Source organism: Paenibacillus mangrovi (assembly GCF_022898935.1).
Lineage (GTDB): Bacteria > Bacillota > Bacilli > Paenibacillales > Paenibacillaceae > Paenibacillus_AQ > Paenibacillus_AQ mangrovi.
In genome coordinates, this window is record NZ_JALIRP010000002.1 from 23894 (window position 1) to 45991 (window position 22098).

22 protein-coding genes are annotated in these 22098 nt (G+C 48.0%); 1 reads left to right on the top strand and 21 read right to left on the bottom strand.

The window, feature by feature from the left end; all coding sequences use genetic code 11:
- Window positions 1–5: 5 nt before the first annotated feature.
- The 21 genes from asnS to MUG84_RS04785 all read right to left on the bottom strand — a co-directional run bounded on the left by asnS (window position 6) and on the right by MUG84_RS04785 (window position 20980).
- The gene (gene asnS, locus MUG84_RS04685; RefSeq protein WP_244721068.1) at window positions 6–1301 is read right to left on the bottom strand and encodes an asparagine--tRNA ligase; all 1296 of its coding nucleotides are present in this window, start codon (window positions 1299–1301) and stop codon (window positions 6–8) included.
- 48 nt (window positions 1302–1349) lie between these two features.
- Complete coding sequence (locus tag MUG84_RS04690) at window positions 1350–2558, bottom strand: acetate/propionate family kinase (RefSeq protein ID WP_244721073.1); 1209 nt, start codon at window positions 2556–2558, stop codon at window positions 1350–1352.
- Window positions 2555–3427, bottom strand: coding sequence for a 3-hydroxyacyl-CoA dehydrogenase family protein (locus MUG84_RS04695; RefSeq protein WP_244721076.1), 873 nt, complete (start codon window positions 3425–3427; stop codon window positions 2555–2557). Before MUG84_RS04695 ends, MUG84_RS04690 begins: the two co-directional genes overlap by 4 nt.
- 147 nt (window positions 3428–3574) lie before the next feature.
- Window positions 3575–5077: an AAA family ATPase gene (locus MUG84_RS04700; RefSeq protein ID WP_244721079.1), complete on the bottom strand. Its 1503-nt coding sequence runs from the start codon at window positions 5075–5077 to the stop codon at window positions 3575–3577.
- A complete protein-coding gene (locus MUG84_RS04705; RefSeq protein WP_244721082.1) occupies window positions 5077–5601 on the bottom strand; it encodes a hypothetical protein in 525 nt (174 codons plus the stop codon). The genes MUG84_RS04700 and MUG84_RS04705 overlap by 1 nt, the downstream gene beginning before the upstream one ends.
- Window positions 5602–5822: 221 nt before the next feature.
- Entirely contained in the window at window positions 5823–6338 is a 516-nt protein-coding gene (locus MUG84_RS04710) for a cell wall elongation regulator TseB-like domain-containing protein (RefSeq protein WP_244721085.1), read from the bottom strand.
- Window positions 6339–6356: 18 nt separating this feature from the next.
- Window positions 6357–7670, bottom strand: coding sequence for an amidohydrolase (locus MUG84_RS04715; RefSeq protein ID WP_244721088.1), 1314 nt, complete (start codon window positions 7668–7670; stop codon window positions 6357–6359).
- A complete protein-coding gene (locus MUG84_RS04720) occupies window positions 7645–8310 on the bottom strand; it encodes a redox-sensing transcriptional repressor Rex (RefSeq protein ID WP_244721091.1) in 666 nt (221 codons plus the stop codon). Before MUG84_RS04720 ends, MUG84_RS04715 begins: the two co-directional genes overlap by 26 nt.
- Before the next feature lie 67 nt (window positions 8311–8377).
- On the bottom strand, window positions 8378–11230 hold the full coding sequence (gene dinG / locus MUG84_RS04725) for an ATP-dependent DNA helicase DinG (protein ID WP_244721094.1): 2853 nt from the start codon (window positions 11228–11230) through the stop codon (window positions 8378–8380).
- A 134-nt stretch (window positions 11231–11364) separates the two neighbouring features.
- On the bottom strand, window positions 11365–11994 hold the full coding sequence (locus tag MUG84_RS04730) for a tetratricopeptide repeat protein (protein ID WP_244721097.1): 630 nt from the start codon (window positions 11992–11994) through the stop codon (window positions 11365–11367).
- A 127-nt stretch (window positions 11995–12121) separates the two neighbouring features.
- Complete coding sequence (panD, locus tag MUG84_RS04735) at window positions 12122–12505, bottom strand: aspartate 1-decarboxylase (protein ID WP_244721102.1); 384 nt, start codon at window positions 12503–12505, stop codon at window positions 12122–12124.
- 5 nt (window positions 12506–12510) lie between these two features.
- Complete coding sequence (panC, locus tag MUG84_RS04740; RefSeq protein WP_244721105.1) at window positions 12511–13392, bottom strand: pantoate--beta-alanine ligase; 882 nt, start codon at window positions 13390–13392, stop codon at window positions 12511–12513.
- On the bottom strand, window positions 13389–14261 hold the full coding sequence (gene panB, locus MUG84_RS04745; protein ID WP_244721107.1) for a 3-methyl-2-oxobutanoate hydroxymethyltransferase: 873 nt from the start codon (window positions 14259–14261) through the stop codon (window positions 13389–13391). Before panB ends, panC begins: the two co-directional genes overlap by 4 nt.
- Window positions 14262–14529: 268 nt before the next feature.
- Window positions 14530–15507, bottom strand: coding sequence for a biotin--[acetyl-CoA-carboxylase] ligase (locus MUG84_RS04750; protein WP_244721108.1), 978 nt, complete (start codon window positions 15505–15507; stop codon window positions 14530–14532).
- Window positions 15500–16762, bottom strand: a complete 1263-nt coding sequence (locus MUG84_RS04755) for a CCA tRNA nucleotidyltransferase (protein WP_244721109.1) — start codon at window positions 16760–16762, stop codon at window positions 15500–15502. Before MUG84_RS04755 ends, MUG84_RS04750 begins: the two co-directional genes overlap by 8 nt.
- Before the next feature lie 39 nt (window positions 16763–16801).
- Window positions 16802–17965, bottom strand: a complete 1164-nt coding sequence (bshA, locus tag MUG84_RS04760) for an N-acetyl-alpha-D-glucosaminyl L-malate synthase BshA (protein WP_244721110.1) — start codon at window positions 17963–17965, stop codon at window positions 16802–16804.
- Between the two features lie 111 nt (window positions 17966–18076).
- Entirely contained in the window at window positions 18077–18790 is a 714-nt protein-coding gene (gene bshB1 / locus MUG84_RS04765) for a bacillithiol biosynthesis deacetylase BshB1 (RefSeq protein ID WP_244721114.1), read from the bottom strand.
- A complete protein-coding gene (gene mgsA, locus MUG84_RS04770) occupies window positions 18787–19206 on the bottom strand; it encodes a methylglyoxal synthase (protein WP_244721117.1) in 420 nt (139 codons plus the stop codon). The genes bshB1 and mgsA overlap by 4 nt, the downstream gene beginning before the upstream one ends.
- Before the next feature lie 22 nt (window positions 19207–19228).
- Window positions 19229–20032, bottom strand: a complete 804-nt coding sequence (gene dapB, locus MUG84_RS04775; protein ID WP_244721118.1) for a 4-hydroxy-tetrahydrodipicolinate reductase — start codon at window positions 20030–20032, stop codon at window positions 19229–19231.
- Window positions 20033–20066: 34 nt separating this feature from the next.
- A complete protein-coding gene (locus MUG84_RS04780) occupies window positions 20067–20594 on the bottom strand; it encodes a tetratricopeptide repeat protein (RefSeq protein ID WP_244721119.1) in 528 nt (175 codons plus the stop codon).
- Window positions 20595–20650: 56 nt separating this feature from the next.
- A complete protein-coding gene (locus MUG84_RS04785) occupies window positions 20651–20980 on the bottom strand; it encodes a nucleotide pyrophosphohydrolase (protein ID WP_244721120.1) in 330 nt (109 codons plus the stop codon).
- 185 nt (window positions 20981–21165) lie between these two features.
- On the opposite strand from MUG84_RS04785, the gene MUG84_RS04790 reads away from it, so the two are divergent.
- Complete coding sequence (locus tag MUG84_RS04790) at window positions 21166–22035, top strand: YitT family protein (RefSeq protein WP_244721121.1); 870 nt, start codon at window positions 21166–21168, stop codon at window positions 22033–22035.
- The last annotated feature ends 63 nt before the right edge of the window (window positions 22036–22098 follow it).

A 22098-nucleotide genomic window follows, 5' to 3' on the forward strand; every position in this document is an offset into this window, starting at 1 on the left:
TTATCTTATGGGTAAAGACGATACAAGGTACGAGGGAAAGGAATGGTTTCACGAACGTGATCCAGGCCGCAAATCCATGCTACCGTACGTTCCAGTCCAAGACCGAAGCCGGAATGAGGAACGGTTCCGTAGGTGCGCAGATCCATGTACCATTGATAGGTTTCCATGGACAGCTCATGCTCCTTGAAGCGCTGCTCCAGTAATACCGGATCATCGATACGCTGCGAGCCGCCGATGATTTCACCGTAGCCTTCCGGTGCGATCATATCCGCACACAGTACAACATCTGGACGGTTCGGATCTGGCTTCATATAGAATGCCTTAATACCGGCAGGATAATGCGTGATGAATACAGGCTTGTCGTATTTTTCGGCAATGGCTGTTTCATGCGGAGCACCGAAGTCCTCGCCCCAAGGAATATCAAAGCCTTCTCCTTGCAGGAATGTGATGGCATCATCATAGGTAATACGAGGGAATGGAGCTTTGATATTTTCCAGCTTGGAAATGTCGCGTCCTACCGCTTCCAGCTCGGTTTTGCAGTTTTTCACGACGGACTGAACTACGTGAGAGATGAACTGCTCCTGAACCTGAAGGCTCTCCTCATGATCAGTAAAGGCCATTTCCGGCTCGATCATCCAGAACTCGATCAGGTGACGGCGGGTTTTGGATTTTTCAGCGCGGAACGTTGGGCCAAATGAATATACTTTTCCGAGAGCCATCGCTGCCGCTTCCATGTACAGTTGTCCACTTTGCGTCAAATAGGCATCCTCTTCAAAATATTTCGTATGGAATAAATTTGTCGTTCCTTCAGCAGAAGTTGGTGTCAGGATTGGAGGATCGACCAGCGTAAAGTCGTTTTGATCGAAAAACTCCTGTACGGCACGGATAATTTCACCGCGGATAACCATAATGGCACGCTGCTTCGGCGCACGCAGCCACAAATGCCGGTGATCCATCAGGAAATCGACCCCATGCTCCTTCGGTGTAATCGGATAGTTCTCGGTTAAATGAATGATCTCAAGTCCCGTAACCGTCATCTCATAACCGGATTGGCTGCGGGGCTCTTCACGAATGACGCCCGTAACGTATACGGAGCTTTCCTGGGTCAGGCTTTTCGCGTCATTCCATACCTGTTCGGATACTTCACTTTTTACGACGACGCCTTGAATATATCCACTGCCGTCTCGCAGCTGCAGAAACTGAATTTTACCGCTCGAACGCTTGTTGTTAATCCAGCTGCCGATAGTAACCGTTTCTCCTACATGCTGATTCACATTACGAATCATACTTTTGGTGGCCATGCCTAAATCTCTCCCTTTGCAATACTTGCATAAACTCAGTTCTAAAGTCTACGACTCTAATCCCTGAACGATGCGGAACGTATCCCGCGCAATGACAAGCTCTTCATTGGTCGGAATCACCAGAACCTCCACCTTGGAATTAGCCGAAGAAATGCGGCGCGGTTCACCGGAACGAATCTCATTAAGCTTCTCGTCCAATTCAACGCCCAGATAAGTCAAATTTTCGCATACTTTTTTCCGTAAAACAACCGAATTCTCTCCAGCGCCTGCTGTGAATGTGATCACATCGACGCCGTTCAAGGCAGCTGCGTACGAACCAATGTATTTACGGAGACGATATGTGTACATTTCAAAGGCCAGTGTTGAATTGGCGTCGCCTTGCGCCACGCCGTCGGTAATCTCCCGCATATCGCTGCTGATACCCGAAATCGCGAGAAGTCCGCTGTGCTTGTTCAGCATAGAGTTCACTTCATTGACCGTCAGGTCTTCCTTATTCATGACATAAGGGACAATCGCCGGATCCAAGTCACCGCTACGCGTACCCATCATCAAGCCTTCAAGCGGAGTCATTCCCATGGATGTATCGATCGAATGACCATCTTTTACTGCTGTAATGCTGGCTCCGTTGCCGATATGGCAGGAGATGATCTTGAGATCCTCGATCGGACGGTTCAGGAATTCCGCTGCAGCCTTGCTGACGAAATCATGCGAAGTACCATGCGCACCATAACGTCTTACCTTATGCTTATGGTAGAGGACTCTTGGAATGGCGTACAGATATGCGTGTTCCGGCATCGTTTGATGGAATGCGGTATCGAATACGACAACCTGAGGTACATTCGGCATATTCGCCTCAGCGGCCTTAATCCCCATCATGGATGCAGGATTATGAAGCGGAGCGAGATCGAACAGCTGACGGATCTTGGTTTTTGCGTCTCCATCTACCAGCGCGGATTCGCTAAAGAATTCACCGCCATGAACGACACGGTGTCCTACAGCTTCAATTTCGTCAATCGAGCCAATGACCCCATGCTCCGAATCCGTAAGCAGACCCAGCACTTTGCGGATCGCTGCCGTATGCTCCAGAATCTCGCTGACTTCAGTCACTTCGGAGCGGCCAGTTGGCTTATGCGTTACAATGGAAGAATCCATTCCGATCCGCTCCACCAAACCTTTGGCCAGTACAGACTCATCCTTCATATTGTAAAGCTGGTATTTCACAGAGGAACTTCCTGCGTTAATGACTAAAATTTTCATATCCGGTCACCATCCTTGTCGTACTTGAAGAAGCCTTCGCCCGTTTTGACACCCAAATGTCCTGCCCGCACCATTTTCTTTAATACGATCGATGGGCGGTATTTCAGCTCGCCGAATTCACGGAACATCCGATCAAGAGCTGCCAATATGGAATCAAGTCCGAAGCGGTCAGCCATCTCCAAAGGTCCATATTGGAACTGATAACCAATACGCATAGCATCGTCGATATCTTCTGCAGACGCTACACCCTCCTGAAGAATATGTAACGCTTCGTTGATCATTAAGCAAATCATGCGGCTGGTTACAAAACCAGGAGATTCATATACCATGACGCCTTTTTTGTGAACAACTTCTTCCACAAAGCGTTTGGTTTCCGAAAAGGTTGTATCTGAAGTTTTTAGTCCGCGGATAATTTCGACGAGATCCACTTTGCCTACCGGATGAATAAAGTGCATACCGATGACGCGCTCCGGATACATCGTTGAGCTGGCAAGCTCGGTCAAACTGAGTGAAGACGTGTTGCTGGCAAGAATAATATGGTTAGGACAAACCTGATCCAGCTGGGCGAACACCTGCTTTTTCGCATCCAAGTCCTCAGAGATGGTTTCAATAACCATATCGCAAGAGCCCAGTTCAGCAAGATGCACGACTTTTTGAATTCTGCCCAAAATCAATTTTTTTTCTGCCTGGGTAATGGCCCATTTTTCGAGCTGCTTGTCCAGACTTGTCTCAATTAAAGAATAGGAATATTCCAGTCTCTCCGGTGTTTTCTCAACCAGAAGAACATCGAGACCACGCGCAGCCAGCATCTCTGCGATCCCTTGGCCCATCGTGCCTCCGCCGATTACACCAATTTTCTTAAAGTACATGTTTCTCTTCCACCTTCCTATGGTCACCTATACTGTGTTTATATTGTACCCGAATCAAATTTGGTTATAAGAGAGTACATTGTGACCCAACTTATAATAATAACTTAGCACACGAAAAAAGTAAAAAAAAAGAACCAGCATCACAATTTATGCTGGTAAAAGGGAATGTTCACGAAATAGACAACGAAATTGTTCGCCTGACAATGTCTCTTCCTTAAGCAATATATCCAGTGATTGTTCATAGATCGTTCGGCGTTCTTCGAGCATGGTCCGTGTCCGTTTCATTAGATCTTCAAGGATAAGATGATTTTCTTTCATCAGCTCTACTTTCGTAACCATATCCAAATCTACAATGCCAAGGGATGTAAGACCGGATCTCATCATGGTCTGTACAATGTTCAGCGCCTGCTCAAAGTCATTACTTGAGCCAGTGCTCCGCCCGCCGTAAAAAATTTCTTCAGAAGCGGCGCCACCTAAGGCGATCATAATCTGCTCTTCCAGGAACGACTTGGTGTACAGATACTGCTCCTCCTGAGGGTTATGACGAACATATCCCAGCGCTTTGCCACGCGGGCTGAGTGCAACCTGCTTTACACTGCCAGGACGCACGAGCTCTGCCATGATCGCATGTCCGAGTTCGTGGATCGCCACGCGTTTTTTCTCTTCGAGCGTCGATTCACGGTCGGTGCGTTCACCCATCATTACCTTATCAATGGACATCGACAGATGTCTCTGTTCAATTTCTTTTAAACCATCTCGCATCGCATAAATGGCTGCTTCATTCATCACACTTTCAAGCTGTGCTCCTGAGAACCCGTAGGATTCCTCTGCGATCTTCCCAAGATCAGCCTCATCGTGCAGCGGTTTGTTCTTGGCATGAAGCTCAAGAATATGCTTGCGGCCTTTCTTGTCAGGCAAATCCACTTGAATGTGCCGGTCAAAACGTCCCGGACGCAAGAGTGCACTGTCCAGCATTTCTTTTCGGTTGGTCGCTGCAATCAGCAGAATGCGTGGACTGTCGGAAGAATAAATTCCGTCCATTTCCGTAAGCAGCTGGTTCAGCGTCTGATCGTACTCACGCTGCTGGCCGCCTTCACGTTTGCCGCCGATTACGTCAATTTCATCAATAAAGATAATGGCACTTTGTTTGTTTTCCTTCGCTGCACGGCTCCGTGCGTCGCGAAAAAGCTCGCGAATACGTCCGGCACCGACACCGACATACATTTCCACAAACTCACTGCCCGATGAACCGACAAACACGGAATCCGTATAATGCGCCGCAGCCTTCGCCAATAGCGTTTTACCTGTTCCCGGAGGGCCTGTCAGCAGAATCCCTTTCAGAGGACGGATACCGAGCTCACGGATTTCCTCATGCTTAATCAGAAAATCGAGGGCTTCCATCAGTTCCTGCTTCGCGTTATCCTGCCCGCCGATCTGTTCAAAGGTCAGCTTTTGCGGACTGGTTTTCTTACGTTTACGATCCGTACCGGCTCCAACCGCCAGCCCACCCCGCATATTGGCTAAGAACAGCAGACTGCCAATCAACAGAGTTGCAAGCAAAAGTGGAATAATATTCACGCCGATGAAGGCCAGAAAAATGAACAGTACCGGTACAAAACCGATGAGTATCTCTTTTAAATATCTGGGCATTATTCCCACACCCCTACCTTGCCGGGATCTCTAGGCAGTACGATGTACTTGCTTGCTGATCCATCGCTCAGGCTGATATAGACGTTTTTCGAGTCCATCTCCGTTTGGACCTTAATCCCTGTATCCTTGGCAAGTTCCTGAAGCTTGACCGGAATATCAGTGTATTTCTTATGATCCATCGCTTCGGCGACAGAGAACATCGCGGTATCCCAGAAATGGTTCAGCTTGTCGGAAGAATGATCCACAAATTCGAAATTCAGTGTACGGTTTCCGACAACCGATTTTCCTTCTGTTGTAATGTCGTTGACAAGACCGGATACATTCGTATCAGGCTTCAAATCAAGCTTCACATTGATCTGATTGTGATTTATATCAAATTGGGCGTTGTTTACGCCTTTATAATCTTTAGCGATATTTTGGAGCGGCCCCTGCATAGTGGTCTGCCGGTAAAGGAACCAGCCACCAAACAGCAGTGCTGCAGAAATAACGACAGTAAGCACAATGGGTATTGGACGCAGTTTCAAACCTTTGTCCTCCTTTCAAAAATGAAAAACTTTTCTTCTATCAACAATGGAAACAGCTGAAACACGCAGCTAAGATATATCACTGGAATGCATATATGAGTATATCACATCGTATATACTATTTCGAAGGTAAAGTGTGAAAATATTATAAATTTTATCCTTTGCACGACAAAGAACCCCATTTTTCAATGAGGTTCTTTCCATTATTTAGGCAGTTTAGGTTATCTGTTCGGCAGTGTGAATGGTCCACCAATACTTTGTCCATCGCTGAATCGGTAGAATTGATAGAAATAATGGTCTTGGGAACGATAATACAACTGCCAAGCATATTCACCGTTGTACATCCCTGGCTGAATTCTTAATTCTGCCACATCCGGTACTTCCTTTTGAATTTTCTGCTTGACCTGAGTCTCAGACACTCCGTTTGAAAGTAATTCCTCGTGAACTGCCTCTTTCCCGTGCTTGACCTTTCCGTTCTCATCCATCGTGACCCATACCATAACCGGCCGATTTTCTTTATCGAGGCCTTCTATAGTCCAACAGATGGTATCCCAGACTGATTTTTGTGTGTCCGTCACTGTCACCAGACTTGTCTCCTGTTTGGCTGCGAGAACAGCTGTCGTCTCATCCGCACGCATGTCCTGCGTTACATATATGTAGTAGCGATAAAGACCAAATCCAAGCAGCAAAAGAATCACTACAGCAAGAAAAATCCATAACTTTTTTCTCTTCAACATAAGCTACCTTTCTATTCCCTATCGGGATAAAAGACCGTCAAAAGCGGCTTGGGATTCCCGGCGGATCCGCTCCTCGTCCAGTGTCAGGCAGACGCCATGCTTCACGATTTGCTTGCCATCCACCCAAACATGTTCCACGTCCTTGCCACAAGCTGAATAAATCGCATGGGAGATCAGGTCGGTATGCGGAAGAAAATGTGCCTGATCCGTATTCAGGGCGATGAAATCAGCTTTCATCCCAGGGGATAGAGTACCCACATTGTTCAGGAAGATCGATTGTGCACCGTAAATGGTACCCATTTTAAGAGCTTCGGTAGCCGGAACCGCTGTCGGATCACCGGATACCCCTTTATGAATCAATGCCGCAAGCCGCATCTCTTCAAACATATCGAGGTTATTATTACTTGCCGCTCCATCCGTACCAAGAGATACCGTCACGCCAGCCTTCTTCAGGTCGGTGACCCGCGCCACGCCGCTAGCAAGCTTCAGATTGCTGCCAGGATTGTGGGATACAGTCACATGGTTCGCTGCAAGAATTTCGATTTCCTCATCCGTCAAATGTACTGCATGAGCTACTTGGGTAGGACGTGAGAACATACCGAGCTTCTCCAGATGAGCGACCGGACGAAGTCCGTAATCACGGACATTTTGCTCCACTTCGGCTATGGTTTCTGACATATGGGTATGCATCGGCAAATCCATGTCGTGAGCTGCCTGTACGAACTTCTCGATAAAGTCCGGAGGACAGGTATATGGAGCATGCGGAGAAATCATAGTCGTGATCCGGCCGTCCGCCTGGCCATTCCAGTCACGGGCAAATGCGATCGCCTCATTCAGCTTGTGACGCTGTACTTCCTCCGGGCAAAGACCTATAACGCCGCGCATAAGCGAGGCACGAATGCCTGATTCCTTAACCACTGCTGCAACCTGGTCCATATGGTCATACATATCCAGGAATGTGGTGGTACCGCCTTTTAGCATCTCCAGCACGGAGAGGGAGGTTCCCCAATACACATCGGATGATGTGAATTTGGCTTCCATCGGCCACATTTTTTCTTCCAGCCAGATTTGAAGAGCAAGATCATCCCCATATCCTCGGAGCAGCGACATCGCCGCATGGCCATGTGTATTGACCAGACCTGGCATAAAGAACAAGTGAGTCCCGTCTACGACAGGAATGTCATTCTCAAGTTCAGGCATTTCTTCACCTATATAAGTGATTAGATCATCTTCAATGACCATACAGCCCTTAATTACAGGCTTGTTCTCGTTAGGTACGGCGAACATGCCGTTTTTAATTACCCATTTATTGGTCTTCGTGTTCCCCGTCATCAGCAGAATCGTCCTTTCCATTATCCAAATAATAAGCCAGACTCAGCAGGTCTGTCGTGAAATCCGCCGCATGAATCCGAATATTTGCCGGCGCCTTCAGGATAGTCGGCGCAAAATTGAGGATAGCCTCGATGCCTGCGGCAATCAAACGGTCCGCTACGTTCTGAGCTTCCACATCAGGAACCGTGATGATACCAATACGGATATTCTGGTTTTTGATTGTATCGCTCAATTCATCCATCGGCTGAACGGTTAGTGTATTGATGTGTTTACCCGCTTTTTTAGGATTTTCATCAAACACTGCGACAATTTTAATATTTTCTCTAAGGTAAAAATTATAGTTGGAAAGCGCTTGTCCCAAATTACCTGCACCGACGAGCACGGCATTGATTTGCTGATCCAGGTTCAGGATGTGGCGGATTTTTTCGATCAGGTATGACACATCATAACCGATACCCTTCCGACCAAAATCCCCGAAATAAGCCAGATCCTTACGGATCTGAGCAGGATTCAGATCCAGCTTGAGTCCAAGCTCCTGCGAAGATACCGTGGATACTTCCCGTTTATTCAAATCATTTAAGTATCTCAAATACACAGGCAGTCTGCGGACGACCGCTTCGGATATTCTCTCCGATTTCATGCATGCTCCCCCTAATTTTAACAGCGTAGTTTATATAACAGATTCAATATACCAGCTTCAGAATCCTTTACCTTTCATGAAGCCATTCGGATATGCGCGGAACCATTTTTTCCGTATTCATATGCTCCATCTTCGGTCCAGGAAGAGAATACAGGAAGTATTTCCCATAGTAGGATTCAATAACCCGCGTATCATACACGATAACAATTCCGCGGTCGCTTGCCGTACGGACCAGCCGGCCAAAACCCTGCTTGAAGCGGATCACCGCCTGAGGCACCGAAAGCTTCATGAACGGATTTTTCTTTTGTCGCTGCAGTAGCTCGCTTTTGGCTTCAACCATCGGATGGTTTGGAGGTTGGAACGGCAGTCTTACAATCGCCAGGCAGGTCAGAGCTTCACCAGGAATGTCCACGCCCTCCCAGAAGCTGCTCGTACCGAGCAGAACGGAGGCGCTGCTGTCCTGGAATCTACGGATTAGCTTGGTGCGGCTACCGCTGTCCACGCCTTGGCCAAGTACGGTAATATCACTGCTCGCAAGGGCGGCTTTAAGCGGTTCATGTACCTGCCGCAGCATGCGGTAGGACGTAAACAGCACCAGCATGCGCCCATGCGTCGCAACCGCAGCATCGGCTAAAGACTGTACCAGTGTATTTACAAACACCGCATCTCCAACGCTGCCTTTCACACTTGGGAAGTCGCGCGGAATTACAAGTAAAGCCTGATCCCGGTAATTGAATGGAGATGGAAGCTGAACCGAAACCAGCCGACCGCTTTCCTGATCTTCCTGCAGCCCCAGATTATCAATCATATATTGGAATGATTTATCCACAGACAATGTGGCCGACGTCAATATAACGCTCTTTTTCTTATCAAAGAATAGATCCTTCAGCTGCTTGCTGACATCAACCGGAACCGCGTATAGCTGAAGTGACTTGCTCCGAAAATGGCCGCTGGCCTCCATCCAATACACGGTCGTTTCGTCATTGAGATTCATAAAGGTTCTGAGATCATCCCGTTCGGAAGCCAGATCCTTGAACAATCCACTAAGATCCGTAATTAGGCTGTCCGCGCTGTAATCATCTTCATCCTCCTTGTACTCCGCAAGCATTTTCTCCCCGCGTCGTACACTCTCGCTGATCTTGACGTGAATCCGATTTTCCAGCTCTTTCAGCGCCTCCCATTCCTCAGGCCTTTTCGATGGCTGAAGCCTCAGCACATACTGGCCGGCATCGCCCGGAGAGGCATCGTTTCGTTCCGGAAGGAGACTAAAAAGCGATTCGCTCAGCTTATCCCAATCTTCCTTGACATCGACCAGGTCCTCACTAATCCGGTCGATCGCTGCGATCCAGTCCCCGGCTCGTTCCTGCCCCGATGTTTGCAGCTGCTGACGAAGAGCTATCAGCTGCCCGCTGCGTCCATCCTTATATAAACGGGTCAGCGTATGAACCACACTGAAGTACTTCATATGAAGTCCAAGGTGTTTTCCTGCCACATCCTCCAAATGATGGGCCTCGTCGATCACAAGGCGTTCATAAGCTGGAAGAAGCTGATGTCCCGCTTTCACATCCGTGAAGAGCTTGGAGTGATTGGTAATGACGACATCCGCAATACCCGCTTCATGCTTGGCCCGGTGGTAATAGCATTTACGGAACCATGGGCAGCCCCTTCCGAGGCAAGAATCCGAATCGCTGCTCACGGTTTCCCAGAAGTCACCGCCTCGTCCGCCGAGGTTCAGCTCTTCATCATCTCCACTTTCCGTTTGGGCCAACCAGACAATCATCTGCGCAGCAGTAATCGTGTCATCCTTGGGATTAAAAAAGTCTCTTCTGTTTATTTTATGTTCAAATTTTCTCAAACACAAATAATGCTGTCTACCCTTAAAAACAGCTGCTTTGAAGGGAAAGGGAACAACCTGTGTTAAAAGCGGCACATCTCGTTCACGGAGCTGCTCCTGAAGGTTGATGGTATGCGTGCTGACCATTACTTTTTGCTGCTGTTTGACGCTTTGATATATGGAAGGGATCAGATAGCCCAAAGACTTGCCTGTACCCGTACCTGCTTCAATCAATAGATGCTTGTCCTGATCCAGGGCATTCATCACTTCATCGAACATAATCGACTGCGGTTCACGCTCCTCGTATTGGGGCATGATACTTTTTAGCCGTTTTTGAATTTCATCCAGGTAAGCTTGAAAATCCACTCCAGTAAGCGGATTGTCGTCCGACTCATCTCTCGGGGGCTTCATTTCGGTCCAATCTTCCACGGCAAGCGCCAGCTGACGGTAGAAGGAGTGGCTGTTCAGATCCTGAATTGGCTCCTGTTCCTTCTGCTCGCATAAACCCTCGAAAAACCACCCCAAATCGCTGTCTTCCTCGGCAAACAATTCGCTAAGGCGCTGCAGGGTAATAAGCGGTAGAGCATTCAGCTCATCGAGGCACTTGATTAATACATAAGCTGTGGCGAGTGCATCACTGTCGGCCTGATGCGGACGGTCGTGCTTGATTTCAAAATGAGCTGTCACCTGACTGAGCTGATATGATGTCAAGGACGGAAAACATATTTTTAGAAAATCCAGCGTGTCCAGAATCCGGCCTGAAAATGGCAAATATCCGCTCCGGTCCAGTGCGTTTTGCAGAAAATTGAAGTCAAACGCGACATTATGTCCCACGAGAACCACATCATCCAGCATCGGAACAAGCTCCATCAACATTTCTTCCAGCGAAGGAGCATCTGCCACATCCTCTTCGGTAATGCCTGTCAGCTGGGTAATAAAAGGCGGAATTTCTACACCGGGCTTCACATAGGATCTGTACACACGGGAAATTGTCAAATCTTCTTCTATAATGGCAAGTCCAACTTGAATAATTTCATCGGCGGACTGGTTGCCTGTCGTTTCAAAATCCAGTACGGCGAATTTCATGATAATGTTAATCCTTTCATTCCAGTCTCTTTACCAGCATAACAGAAGATTTCACATTTGAAAATTAAGTGACAACAAAAAAGCGATGCCCAAGGCGCATTTTTGCGCTTGATGCATCGTCCTTTTGCATTCATCTACATCAATGAAATCAGCTGGCTGCCAAATTGAAGCTGACCGCGGTTTTGCTGGCAAACCTTCAGGTTAATCAAAGGATCAGGAAGTGTTGGATCACATTGGAGAGCCAATGTGAAATAATCCTGAGCCTTGACTGCATTCCCATGCTTAACTGCAATACATCCTAAAGCATTGTAAACCATCGCCTTCAGCTTCTGGCTCTTGGCCAGAGGAAGAATCCACAGGAAATGCTTATGCGCCTCCTGAGTCTCCTCTAGATACAAATGCGTCATGGCTAGATACATCCGTGCCAGAAGACTGTCTGGATATTGCCTTATAACCTGGGAAAACTGCTGCGCGGCTTGCCTATACATCAGCAGCCGGAAATATCCCTGCCCGCGCACAAAATCACTTAATTCCATTTCAGGCGTCTGCTCGGAAAACAAGGTGGACTGCGCCTCGGTATGCTGGCGGAATTCGCCCATCTTCTCTTCAAAGGACAACCATTCATCAATAATTCCGTCACTCATGGTTTTGAGCATATTCCACTTTTGAAGCAGCTGTTGTTTTTGGGTCTCCTGCGCCGTCGGATAATGTTTCATGATTTCATCTAACATGTGGTTCATTTCCGCGAATACATGCTGGAACATGGCTGCATCCCACCCTTAAACAAAAATGAAATCAGTGCGGTCACCTGCATTCATTTTTTGTTGATACGGCCGTTTTCATTCCCCGAATAGCCTGCCATTCCTTGTCTTAGCCTGATCGCATCATCCATTAAATAATGGTCGCGTGCACTTCTTTGTCCATCGTTGTGAGCGGTTGATTGGACTCATTGACGAACACAACGGTAGGCTTATGATTTTTAATCTCCTCATTAGACATCACAGCATATGAAATAATAATGACGGTATCTCCTGGCTGCACCATGCGAGCCGCAGCTCCGTTCAGGCAGATGACGCCGCTGCCGCGGGGTCCTGGAATAACATAAGTTTCAAGGCGGGCTCCGTTGTTATTATCCACAATTTGCACTTTTTCATTCTCGAGCAGGTCAGCGGCTTCCATCAAATCTTCATCGATGGTAATGCTGCCTACATAATTCAGATTCGCCTCAGTTACAGTGGCGCGGTGTATTTTTGATTTCATCATTGTTCTAAACATGGGTTTTATTCTCCCTTCAGCTGAATCAGACAATTATCAATCAAACGGGTTTTGCCAAATTTGACGGCTAGCGCCATCAATACAGATTCATCTTGCTCCATGATGCGCGCTTCATTTTCCAAAGACGTAAGCTCTGGAAAAGAAACAACTTCAACGTAATCGATGACAGCCACCTTTGACTCGCTGATCGTACTCACCAAGAGATCTCTCGCTTGGCCTGCCGTCCGGATTCTTCCTTGCTCCAATGCATCCTTCGTTTCCCGGAGCGAACGTGACAGAACGAGGGCTTGTGAACGTTCTTCCTGGCTCAGATACACGTTGCGAGAGCTAAGAGCAAGACCGTCTTCCTCACGGATGATCGGACAAGGAATAATTTGAACATTAATATTCAAGTCAAAAACCATCTGCTGGATCACAGCCACCTGCTGCGCATCCTTCATGCCGAAGAAAGCGTAGTCCGGCTGAACGATATTAAACAGCTTGCTGACGACGGTCGTTACACCGTCAAAATGGCCTGGACGTGAAGCACCGCAAAGTCCGGACGTCACATCACTTACAGCAATTTTAGTCTTGGTCGGTTTAGGGTACATCACAGGCACCGAAGGAAGGAATACCAGATCGGCCCCCGCTCCTTCAGCTGCAGCCAGATCTCTTTGTTCATCCCGCGGATAGGTTTCGAAATCTTCTCCTGGTCCAAACTGGATCGGATTGACGAAAATGCTGACCACAACGATATCTGATTTTTCTTTGGCCGCACGAATCAAGCTGGCATGGCCTTGATGGAGATATCCCATCGTAGGAACCAGTCCGACTGTTTTTTTATCTGAAGAGGATTTTAATTCCTGTATATGTTCTCTAAGCTCTGCAATGGTTCTTACAGCTTTCATGCGTTATTCACCTTTTCCCGGCCTCTGCCATATAAGTTATCAACAACCTGATCTTCCGCACTAAACACATGGCTTTCATCTGGAAAAGAACGTTCTTTGACTTCTTTCACATATTGAGCAAGCCCTTCGCGGATTAAGGTTCCGGCATCACCAAATGTTTTTACAAATTTCTTGCTGCGGTAAGGAGAAGCATATTGAAAAATATCATGGAATACGAGTACTTGACCGTCAACTCCGCGGCCTGCACCGATTCCAATGGTTGGGATCGAGAGCTGGGATGAAATATACTGGGCTACCTGTTCGGTTACGAGCTCCAACACGACGCCGAATGCACCAGCCTTCTCCAAGGCTTTAGCATCTTCCAGCAGTCGCTGCGCATCCTTCTCGTCCTTCCCTTGGATGCGGTAGCCGCCGATCTGATTCACCGACTGTGGTGTCAGCCCAATGTGGCCTAGGACAGGCACACCGGCCTGAACAATAGTTTCCACGGTTGCAGAGATTTCCTTTCCACCCTCCATTTTGACGGCCTGGGCATTGCCTTCCTGCATCAACTTGCGTACATTGCTCAGTGTTTCATCGATGCTCCCGTGATATGTCATGAACGGCATGTCCGCGACAACAAAAGTGTTCCCTGCCCCGCGAACAACGGAGCGTGTATGATATACCATATCCTCGATCGTCACCGGCAAAGTTGAGTCGTATCCAAGCACGACATTTCCAAGTGAATCACCAACCAGGATCATATCCACGCCTGCTTCTTCAGCAAGACGCGCAGTTGGGAAATCATAAGCAGTCACCATGCTGAGCGCGATGCCTTCCTGTTTCATTTTTTTCATTTTTACGATATTAAGCGGATGTTTCACTGCCATTTTTGCAGCCCCTTCCATTTCGGAGTATTTTGTAAGAAAAAAACAAAAAAACCTTTTAGTTTGTCACTAAAAAGTTCCGAAAGGGCAAAAAAGAGTCACTTGCGATCGTCCCTTCTGTCTCGGTCCCTTCGGCTCAGAGCAGAATCCAACGTATGCGGCATTTACGGTTATGAATGCTACATGAATTGTACTTGCACAGGCAGAGTGCAGTTCGGTCTAATGCCGATACCGCCTCTACATGTCAGTATAACAAATCCTGTGCATGATTTCATCGTCTAAGTTCGACATCTCCGGAAAAAATAGGCACGAGTTGTCCATCGCCTATGTCCATCAGCAAAGCGCCTGTCTGATCCAGCTTCGCCGCTGTTCCTTCGACAAGGCCGCGGGCCGTATTCACGGTCACGGGCTTGCCGAGCGTAACGGACAGAGCTTCCCACAGGGATGCGATCGGTCCGAAGCCTTCCTGTTGATACAATCCATACAGGTTCTCGAATTCCTCGAGAACAGACGCTATAAGCGTAGCCCTTTCAACCTGCTCTCCAGATTCGATTTTAAGCGAAGTAGCCACTCCGGCAAGCTCTTCCGGATAGTCCTCAGGATCCAGGTTCACACTGATCCCGATTCCGGCGATGCAGTAGCGGACATACTCGTCTTCGGCCGCCGACTCCAATAATATGCCACAGATTTTACGTCCGTTAACAAGCAGATCATTTGGCCATTTCAGGCCTGCCTCAACACTAGAGACCTTGCGAACCGCCCGGCATACTGCTACTCCTGTCAATAGTGTCAGCTGCGGCATATAATGCATGGGCTGTTCGGGTCTGAGCACAAGGCTCATCCAGATCCCTTTACCTTTAGGCGAATACCATTTGCGTCCCATTCTTCCTTTGCCGCCGGTCTGTTCCTCTGCGATGACGAGAGTCCCTTCCGGTGCACCTTCTTCAGCCAGCATTCTGGCTTCCTCCTGCGTGGACACAGTAGATTCAATCATCTTCACCTTGCGGCCGATGGCGGATGTCTTCAATGCTTTAAGCAAAGATAATGCTTCCAAACGTTCAGGCTTGCGCAAAATCCGGTAGCCTCTATTCGGAACAGCCTCGAACTCGTACCCGGCTTCCCGCAGCTTATTGATCTGTTTCCAAACTGCTGCCCGGCTGATCGACAGCCTGCGGCTGATCTCTTCACCCGATACGAACTCCTGGGAGCTCGCTAGCAGCACATCCAAAAGTGTTTCCTTTTCACTCATTTGAGCTTATCACCCGTTTCACTTCATCAATTAATGTCTCATTATCATTCGGCAGAGTTTGGGATGCCACCTTTACAAGCAGCTTGTTCATGATTTCTCCGATCCAAGGTCCGCCCTTGCGGCCTGTCAGCTTAAGCAAATCCTTTCCTGAAACAGAAAGCTCCGATAAACGGTAAATGCGCATCTCTTCGGTCCATGTATACCCATTGCTTAACAGTTCAACAGGGCAGACACCCGATTGTTTCGAGGAAATATAACCAGCCATGCTAAGCCACCGTTCAGCGGCCTCCCTGCCGTACTTCAGGACGATCGAAATCCATTGTTCCTTGTAAGGGGAATGTATATTTAAGGCTGCGACCTCTTCACCTACGCTTAAGATATCCGCGATTTGCTCCCGTATAATATTGGCGAAAGTCCATTGGCGCAGCACTCGGTGTGCCTCTTCGGCGCTCAGTCCGCAAGCGTATAGAAGCAGTGCCCAACGGATGACCACCTGTTCCATAGGAATTTCATCCACAATCGGAATCAAATCGGTGTCCGGTTTATATATAAAAGGAATTTTCGCATTTGCCGGCAGACCACTCCGGTGAAGCAAACGCAGTCCTCTGGAAGGTCTTCGGCCTTCCATCAGCTTCTCGAGCTCCACCCGAAACCGCTCCATGGCCACAAAGCTTATGTTATCCCGCTCTTCCAGCAGCCCTTTCCAGGTGCGATAGGCTATACGGAATCCGAACACCGAGGCAAACCGGATACAGCGGACCATCCGCAGCGCATCCTCTTGAAACCGGCTTCTGGCATTACCTACGCAGCGGACGATGCCTTTCTCCAAATCTTCCATTCCATGATACGGATCAACAATCATTCCATCTACCGCCTTGGCAATGGCATTGATCGTAAAATCCCTCCGCCTCAGATCCTCTTTCAAATCACGTACAAATTCAACTTCTGCAGGTCTTCTGTGATTTTCATAGGCACCTTCCACACGGTATGTAGTTACTTCATATGCATATGATCTGCAAAGCACCGTAACGGTCCCATGCTGAATCCCCGTCGGAACCGTTCTTTCAAACACGGATACGACTTCTTCCGGCAGTGCGGAAGTGGTGATATCCATGTCATGTACCGGTCTACCCATGAGTTCATCGCGCACACATCCGCCCACCCAGTAGGCTTCAAATCCATGCTCAAGCAGCTTGATGATCACTTCTTCGCTATGCAGCGCCATTGCAGTGTCCGCTTGTTTCCAACGTACCAAATGATATCACCTCCCGCCTATAGCATTTCCCGCTTGGCATCAGCCGCAAACCGGATTAAGCTTTGGAACCTCTTGTCCCAATACGCGGTAATAAATTTGTTCGTACTGCTGTGTAATCAGCCCGTCTGCAAAATCACGGCATGCTCTCTTCAGACATGCTTCCCTGAAATTCGCAGCGAGTGCATCGTTGGACAGCAGCTGTTTCGTGTAATCTGCCATGCGCTTTGTATCTCCGATGGGAGCCAAAAATCCGGTTTCCCCGTGAACCACAAGCTCCGGAATGCCTCCCGCAAGTGATCCGACCGTTGGTACGCCGCAGGCCATGGCCTCAAGCGCAACCAGTCCAAAGCTCTCCTTCTCCGATGGAAGCAGCAGCACGTCCGCTAAGGAAATGACCTGTGCAATTTCATCCTGCTTTCCAAGGAAAAAGACTTTATCCTGAAGCCCGAGTTCCATGATTTTACATTGCACCTTTGGCAGATCTGGCCCCTCTCCGACAAACAGCAATTTGGAAGGTACCTTCTCGTTCACTTTTGCAAAAATCTCAACAACATCTACTACCCTCTTCACGGGACGGAAATTGGAAATATGCATCAGTATTTTTTCATTAGGTTCGGCAAAATCGCTGCGGAGTGAGGTTGTATCACGCGGATAATAGATTCTTTTATCTACGAAGTTATAGGTCAAATCAATATCTCTGCTGATCTCCAGCACGTCGCGGGTTTCCTGGATCAAATCCTGAGATACGGCAGTCACCGCATCGCTCTCATTAATTGCCAGCCGGATCAAATCCTTCAAGGATTCGTCCTGCCCAAGCACCGTAATATCCGTACCATGGAGAGTCGTAACCACTTTTAAGTTATCCCCCACCATTTGTTTGGCAAGAAAAGCACATACCGCATGCGGAACCGCATAATGGACATGGAGAATATCGAGTTGCTGCATTTTTGCGACCTGAGCCATCTTCGTAGCAAGTGACATATCATAAGGGGGATAGCGGAACACATAATAGTCGCTGACTTCCACCTCATGATAAAAAATATTTTTATGAAACGTTCCGCCCAGGCGAAACGGTATGCTGTGTGCAATGAAATGAACCTGATGTCCTTTTTCAGCCAGCAGCTTTCCAAGCTCGGTTGCCACAACACCTGACCCGCCCAAAGACGGATAGCATGTGATGCCGATTTTTAATGGTTGGCTCAAGCGTAACCCTCCTCCTTACTGATTATCACTATATGTTTATCATATTGTTCCCAAAAGCGTTAAATAGCCAGAACTGATCTCTACTAAGTAATAAAGATCAGCCCTGACTTTTTAATGGGAATCCTTCATAAATTTATCCACAAGATAAGGCGAACGAGTGGCAAAGCCTTCCGCGTAAGGAACCAGCCTACGCTGTCCGGTAAGCTTGTCTCTAGAACGCACACGTTCAATATACCCTTGATTCAGCGGTGTCGAAACGGCATCCTCGCCATTCATCGCGCTCTCAAACTGTGAACGGTAGCAAAGAAGCGCCTGTTCCTTCTTCCCCTGCTGCGCGGTAATGTCCACCATCAAATCAGCCCTGCCCATATCATTAATGAAGTAAAAATACAGCTGATTCACAAGCACCGCAGGCTTGTCCGGCATATAACGGCGAAGCTTGGCATTAAAGACAGCTTCCTCAACCAGCTTGCTGCATGCGACATGATCCGGATGCCTGTCCTCCCAGTAAGGAGCAAACACGATTTGCGGAGAAACTTTACGAATTTCGGCCGTGATGGCTTCCACATGCTCTGGCGTCATATACAGACCACGATCCGGGAGTCCAAGGTTGCTTCGCATGGTTAGTCCAAGAACGTCTGCGGCTGCTTCCGCCTCCTGCCGGCGACGGTCAACCGTACCATTAGAAGACATCTCGGCAAAGGTTAAATCGCAAATACCTACACGGTATCCGGCTTCCACATGTTTGATGATCGTACCGCCCATTCCGATTTCGGCATCATCTGCATGTGCTCCGAATACTAGAATATCTAGAGATTCACTCATTCTTCAGCACCAGGCTTGTATTTATGTACCAGCTCACGCCATGCGAAATCGCCGCGGTCCAGTGCTTTCACTAAAATTTCGGCCGTTGCAATATTGGTTCCAAGCGGAATCCCTTGCACGTCACAAAGTCTCAGAAGCGCATTAATGTCCGGCTCATGCGGCTGGGCCATCAGTGGGTCGCGCAGGAATATGATCAGATCCATCTCGTTTTGGGCGACAAGTGCTCCGATCTGCTGGTCGCCGCCTAGCGGCCCTGACATAAAACGATGGATTTTCAAATCTGTATTTTCCATGATCCGTTTACCTGTCGTTCCGGTAGAGTACAGCTCATGTCCTTCAAACACTTTTTCATATGCCGTTACAAAATTGACCATTTCGTCTTTTTTGCGGTCATGTGCGATAAATGCGATTTTCATTTACGTTCCACTCCTTTAGAAGCTACTCTATAAAATGATCAAATCCATAAATCATGCCGGAATAGGTCATCACTTTTTCAATTGCCATTTTAACGCCTGGCATATACCCTGCCCGCTCGTACGAATCATGGCGGATTTTCAAGGTCTGACCGAATCCTCCGAAAATAACCTCCTGCTGCGCAAACACGCCGGGAAGCCGGACGCTATGAATGCGGAAGCCATTATAATAACCGCCGCGAGCACCCTCGATGGTCTCTTCTTCCTCGGGATTGCCCTGACGAATTTCTTCGCGGTTCTGTGCGATCAACTCGGCTGTTTTGATAGCCGTTCCGGATGGAGCATCCAGCTTCTGGTCGCCATGAAACTCCATGATCTCCAGATGCGGGAAGTATTTAGCGGCCTGAGCCGCGAATTTCATCATAAGAATGGCGCCGATGGAAAAGTTTGGTGCAATCAAGCCGCCAAGCTCCTTGCTTTGGCACTGCTTGTCCAACTCTTCGATTTGTTCTGGAGTGAACCCGGTTGTACCTACAACCGGCCGAACGCCATGAGAAATCGCAAGCGCCGTGTTGGGATAAGCAAATTGAGGCGTCGTAAAATCAACCAGTACATCCGGTTTGGTTTCCACCAGGGCCATCTCCAGATCGCTTGTCAGCTTGACTCCACAAGCAGGCAAGCCCACAAGCGTTCCCGCATCCGTCCCCTCCTGCGAGCGATTTACGGCAGCCACTAGCTCCAGATCCGCATCCTCCAATACCAGCTTCACGACTTCTCTTCCCATTCTTCCAGCCGCACCGGCAACTGCAACTTTAATCTGATTTGACATCAGCTTCTCCCCGCTTTCCTAAAGCTTGAATTCATCAATCATGCAAATATGTGCTGAGCCTGTGTTTAAGCTGATCAAGCATATCATGCAGTCCATGATCCTGCGGCTGAAGCGCAATAGCCTCCTTTAATGAAGATATAGCGAGCGCATGTTCATTCAGCTGGCTGTACGTCAATGCAAGCCAAATGTACGCCTCTCCGTACAATGGATCGAGCCGCACAGCTTCCTTCAGCATAGATACCGCCTGGTATAACTCGCTTGCAGGCACTGCATTTCCGGAATCAATGATTTTTTTTACATCCTGCACCAGCTTCATAGACTGCAAATGCTGCAGATTAAGCAAATATTCCGATTTATCAGGGGCGAGCGCGCAGGCTTTATGGGCATGCTCAAGCGCCTTTTCAAGCCTGTTGCTTCTTGCATAGGTCACAGAGCAGCGGTAGTGAATTTCTGCGGATTCCGGATCTTCCAAGACAGCTGCTTCAAACCATTGCAACGCTCCTTCAAAATCATTTTGCAATATGCAGTAATAAGCATTCCGGACAAATTGTTCGGATTTCATTCTGCTGTACTCCCCCCTCTTATTACGGGCTATTGTACAGCATATGTATGACGGGCTTATTCGGTGTTCTTTTTGGTCCACCGATTCGCGTCACGTGTATTAAATTTATGCATGACCTTGTCATGTGCCTCGGTCAGATCAATTCCAAGTGAATTCGCAAAGCAGATCGTAATGAACAAAATATCCCCAAGCTCAAGCTCAATTGAGTTTTCTTCCTCGGATGCCTTTTTCGGCTTTTCTCCAAAGCTGTGGTTTACCTCTCGCGCAAGCTCGCCGACTTCTTCCGACATTCTTGCCAACATGGACAGCGGACTAAAATACCCTTCTTTGAACTGGGAGATATACTGGTCAACTTCCCTTTGCATATCTGCCAAAGACTTCTCCATCTCGATGACCTGACCCCCCTTTTAAGTATGATTTGTTTACCGGTCAAACCGGGTATTTGTTTACTACATATGTTATCGTAAAGCAGATTTGAAAACAAATCTTTTTTAATTCGACATGGAAAAAGGTATACTAAGATTGGAGCGAAGAACAAATTCTTCCTACTTTTAGCTATGCGAGGGGTCTCATGAGTTCATTTAAATGGTTAGCACCAATGAAAATGGTTTTGCCGATCATACTCGGCGCTGCGATTTATGCTTTTGGACTGCTGTATTTTATTATTCCCAATCAGTTAATGGAAGGCGGCGTGACTGGCATCACAGTCCTTCTGAATTACGCATTTGCCATACCTCCGGCTCTCTCAACACTGCTGCTTAACATTCCGCTCTTTATGCTCGGATGGAAGATTCTTGGCGGGAAGCAGATGATATATACAGGTGTGGGCATCGCATCACTGACTTTTTTTCTGTGGCTTTTCGAAAAATTAATCAACGCTGGCTGGATTATCCCTTTTCAAACGGAACGTGATTACATACTCGCCGCTCTTTATGCAGGTGTGACGCTCGGTACCGGACTTGGTATCGTTTTTCGTTTTGGCGGAACCACAGGTGGGTCGGATATTGTAGCGCGGATTTGCAACCGGAGATTCGGCTGGAGCATGGGACAAATTATCCTGGCTATTGATGTCATTATCATCGCGGCTTCCCTTTTCTTCATCCCTAGAGAACGAATACTTTATACCCTCGTCGCTGTTTTCATTTCATCCAAGGTCATTGATTTCATTCAGGAAGGTGCCTATGCGGCCAAAGCCTTTACTATCATCAGTGATCATGCTCCGGAAATTGCCGACTTGATAACCGTAGAGATGGATCGGGGAGTAACACTCATCCCTGCGATCGGGGCATACTCCAAGCAGGCCAAGCATATGGCCTATTGCGTAGTCGCAAGGCAAGAAATCCGGCGATTAAATGAGATCGTCAAGTCCATCGATCCGCGCGCGTTTGTCATTATTAATGATGTCCATGATGTACTCGGCGAAGGCTTCAAGGAATCCTAGGGTAAGCTGCATATAAAAGCAAAAAGCTCCGCTGAACCTAACGTTCAGGGAGCTTTTATTATT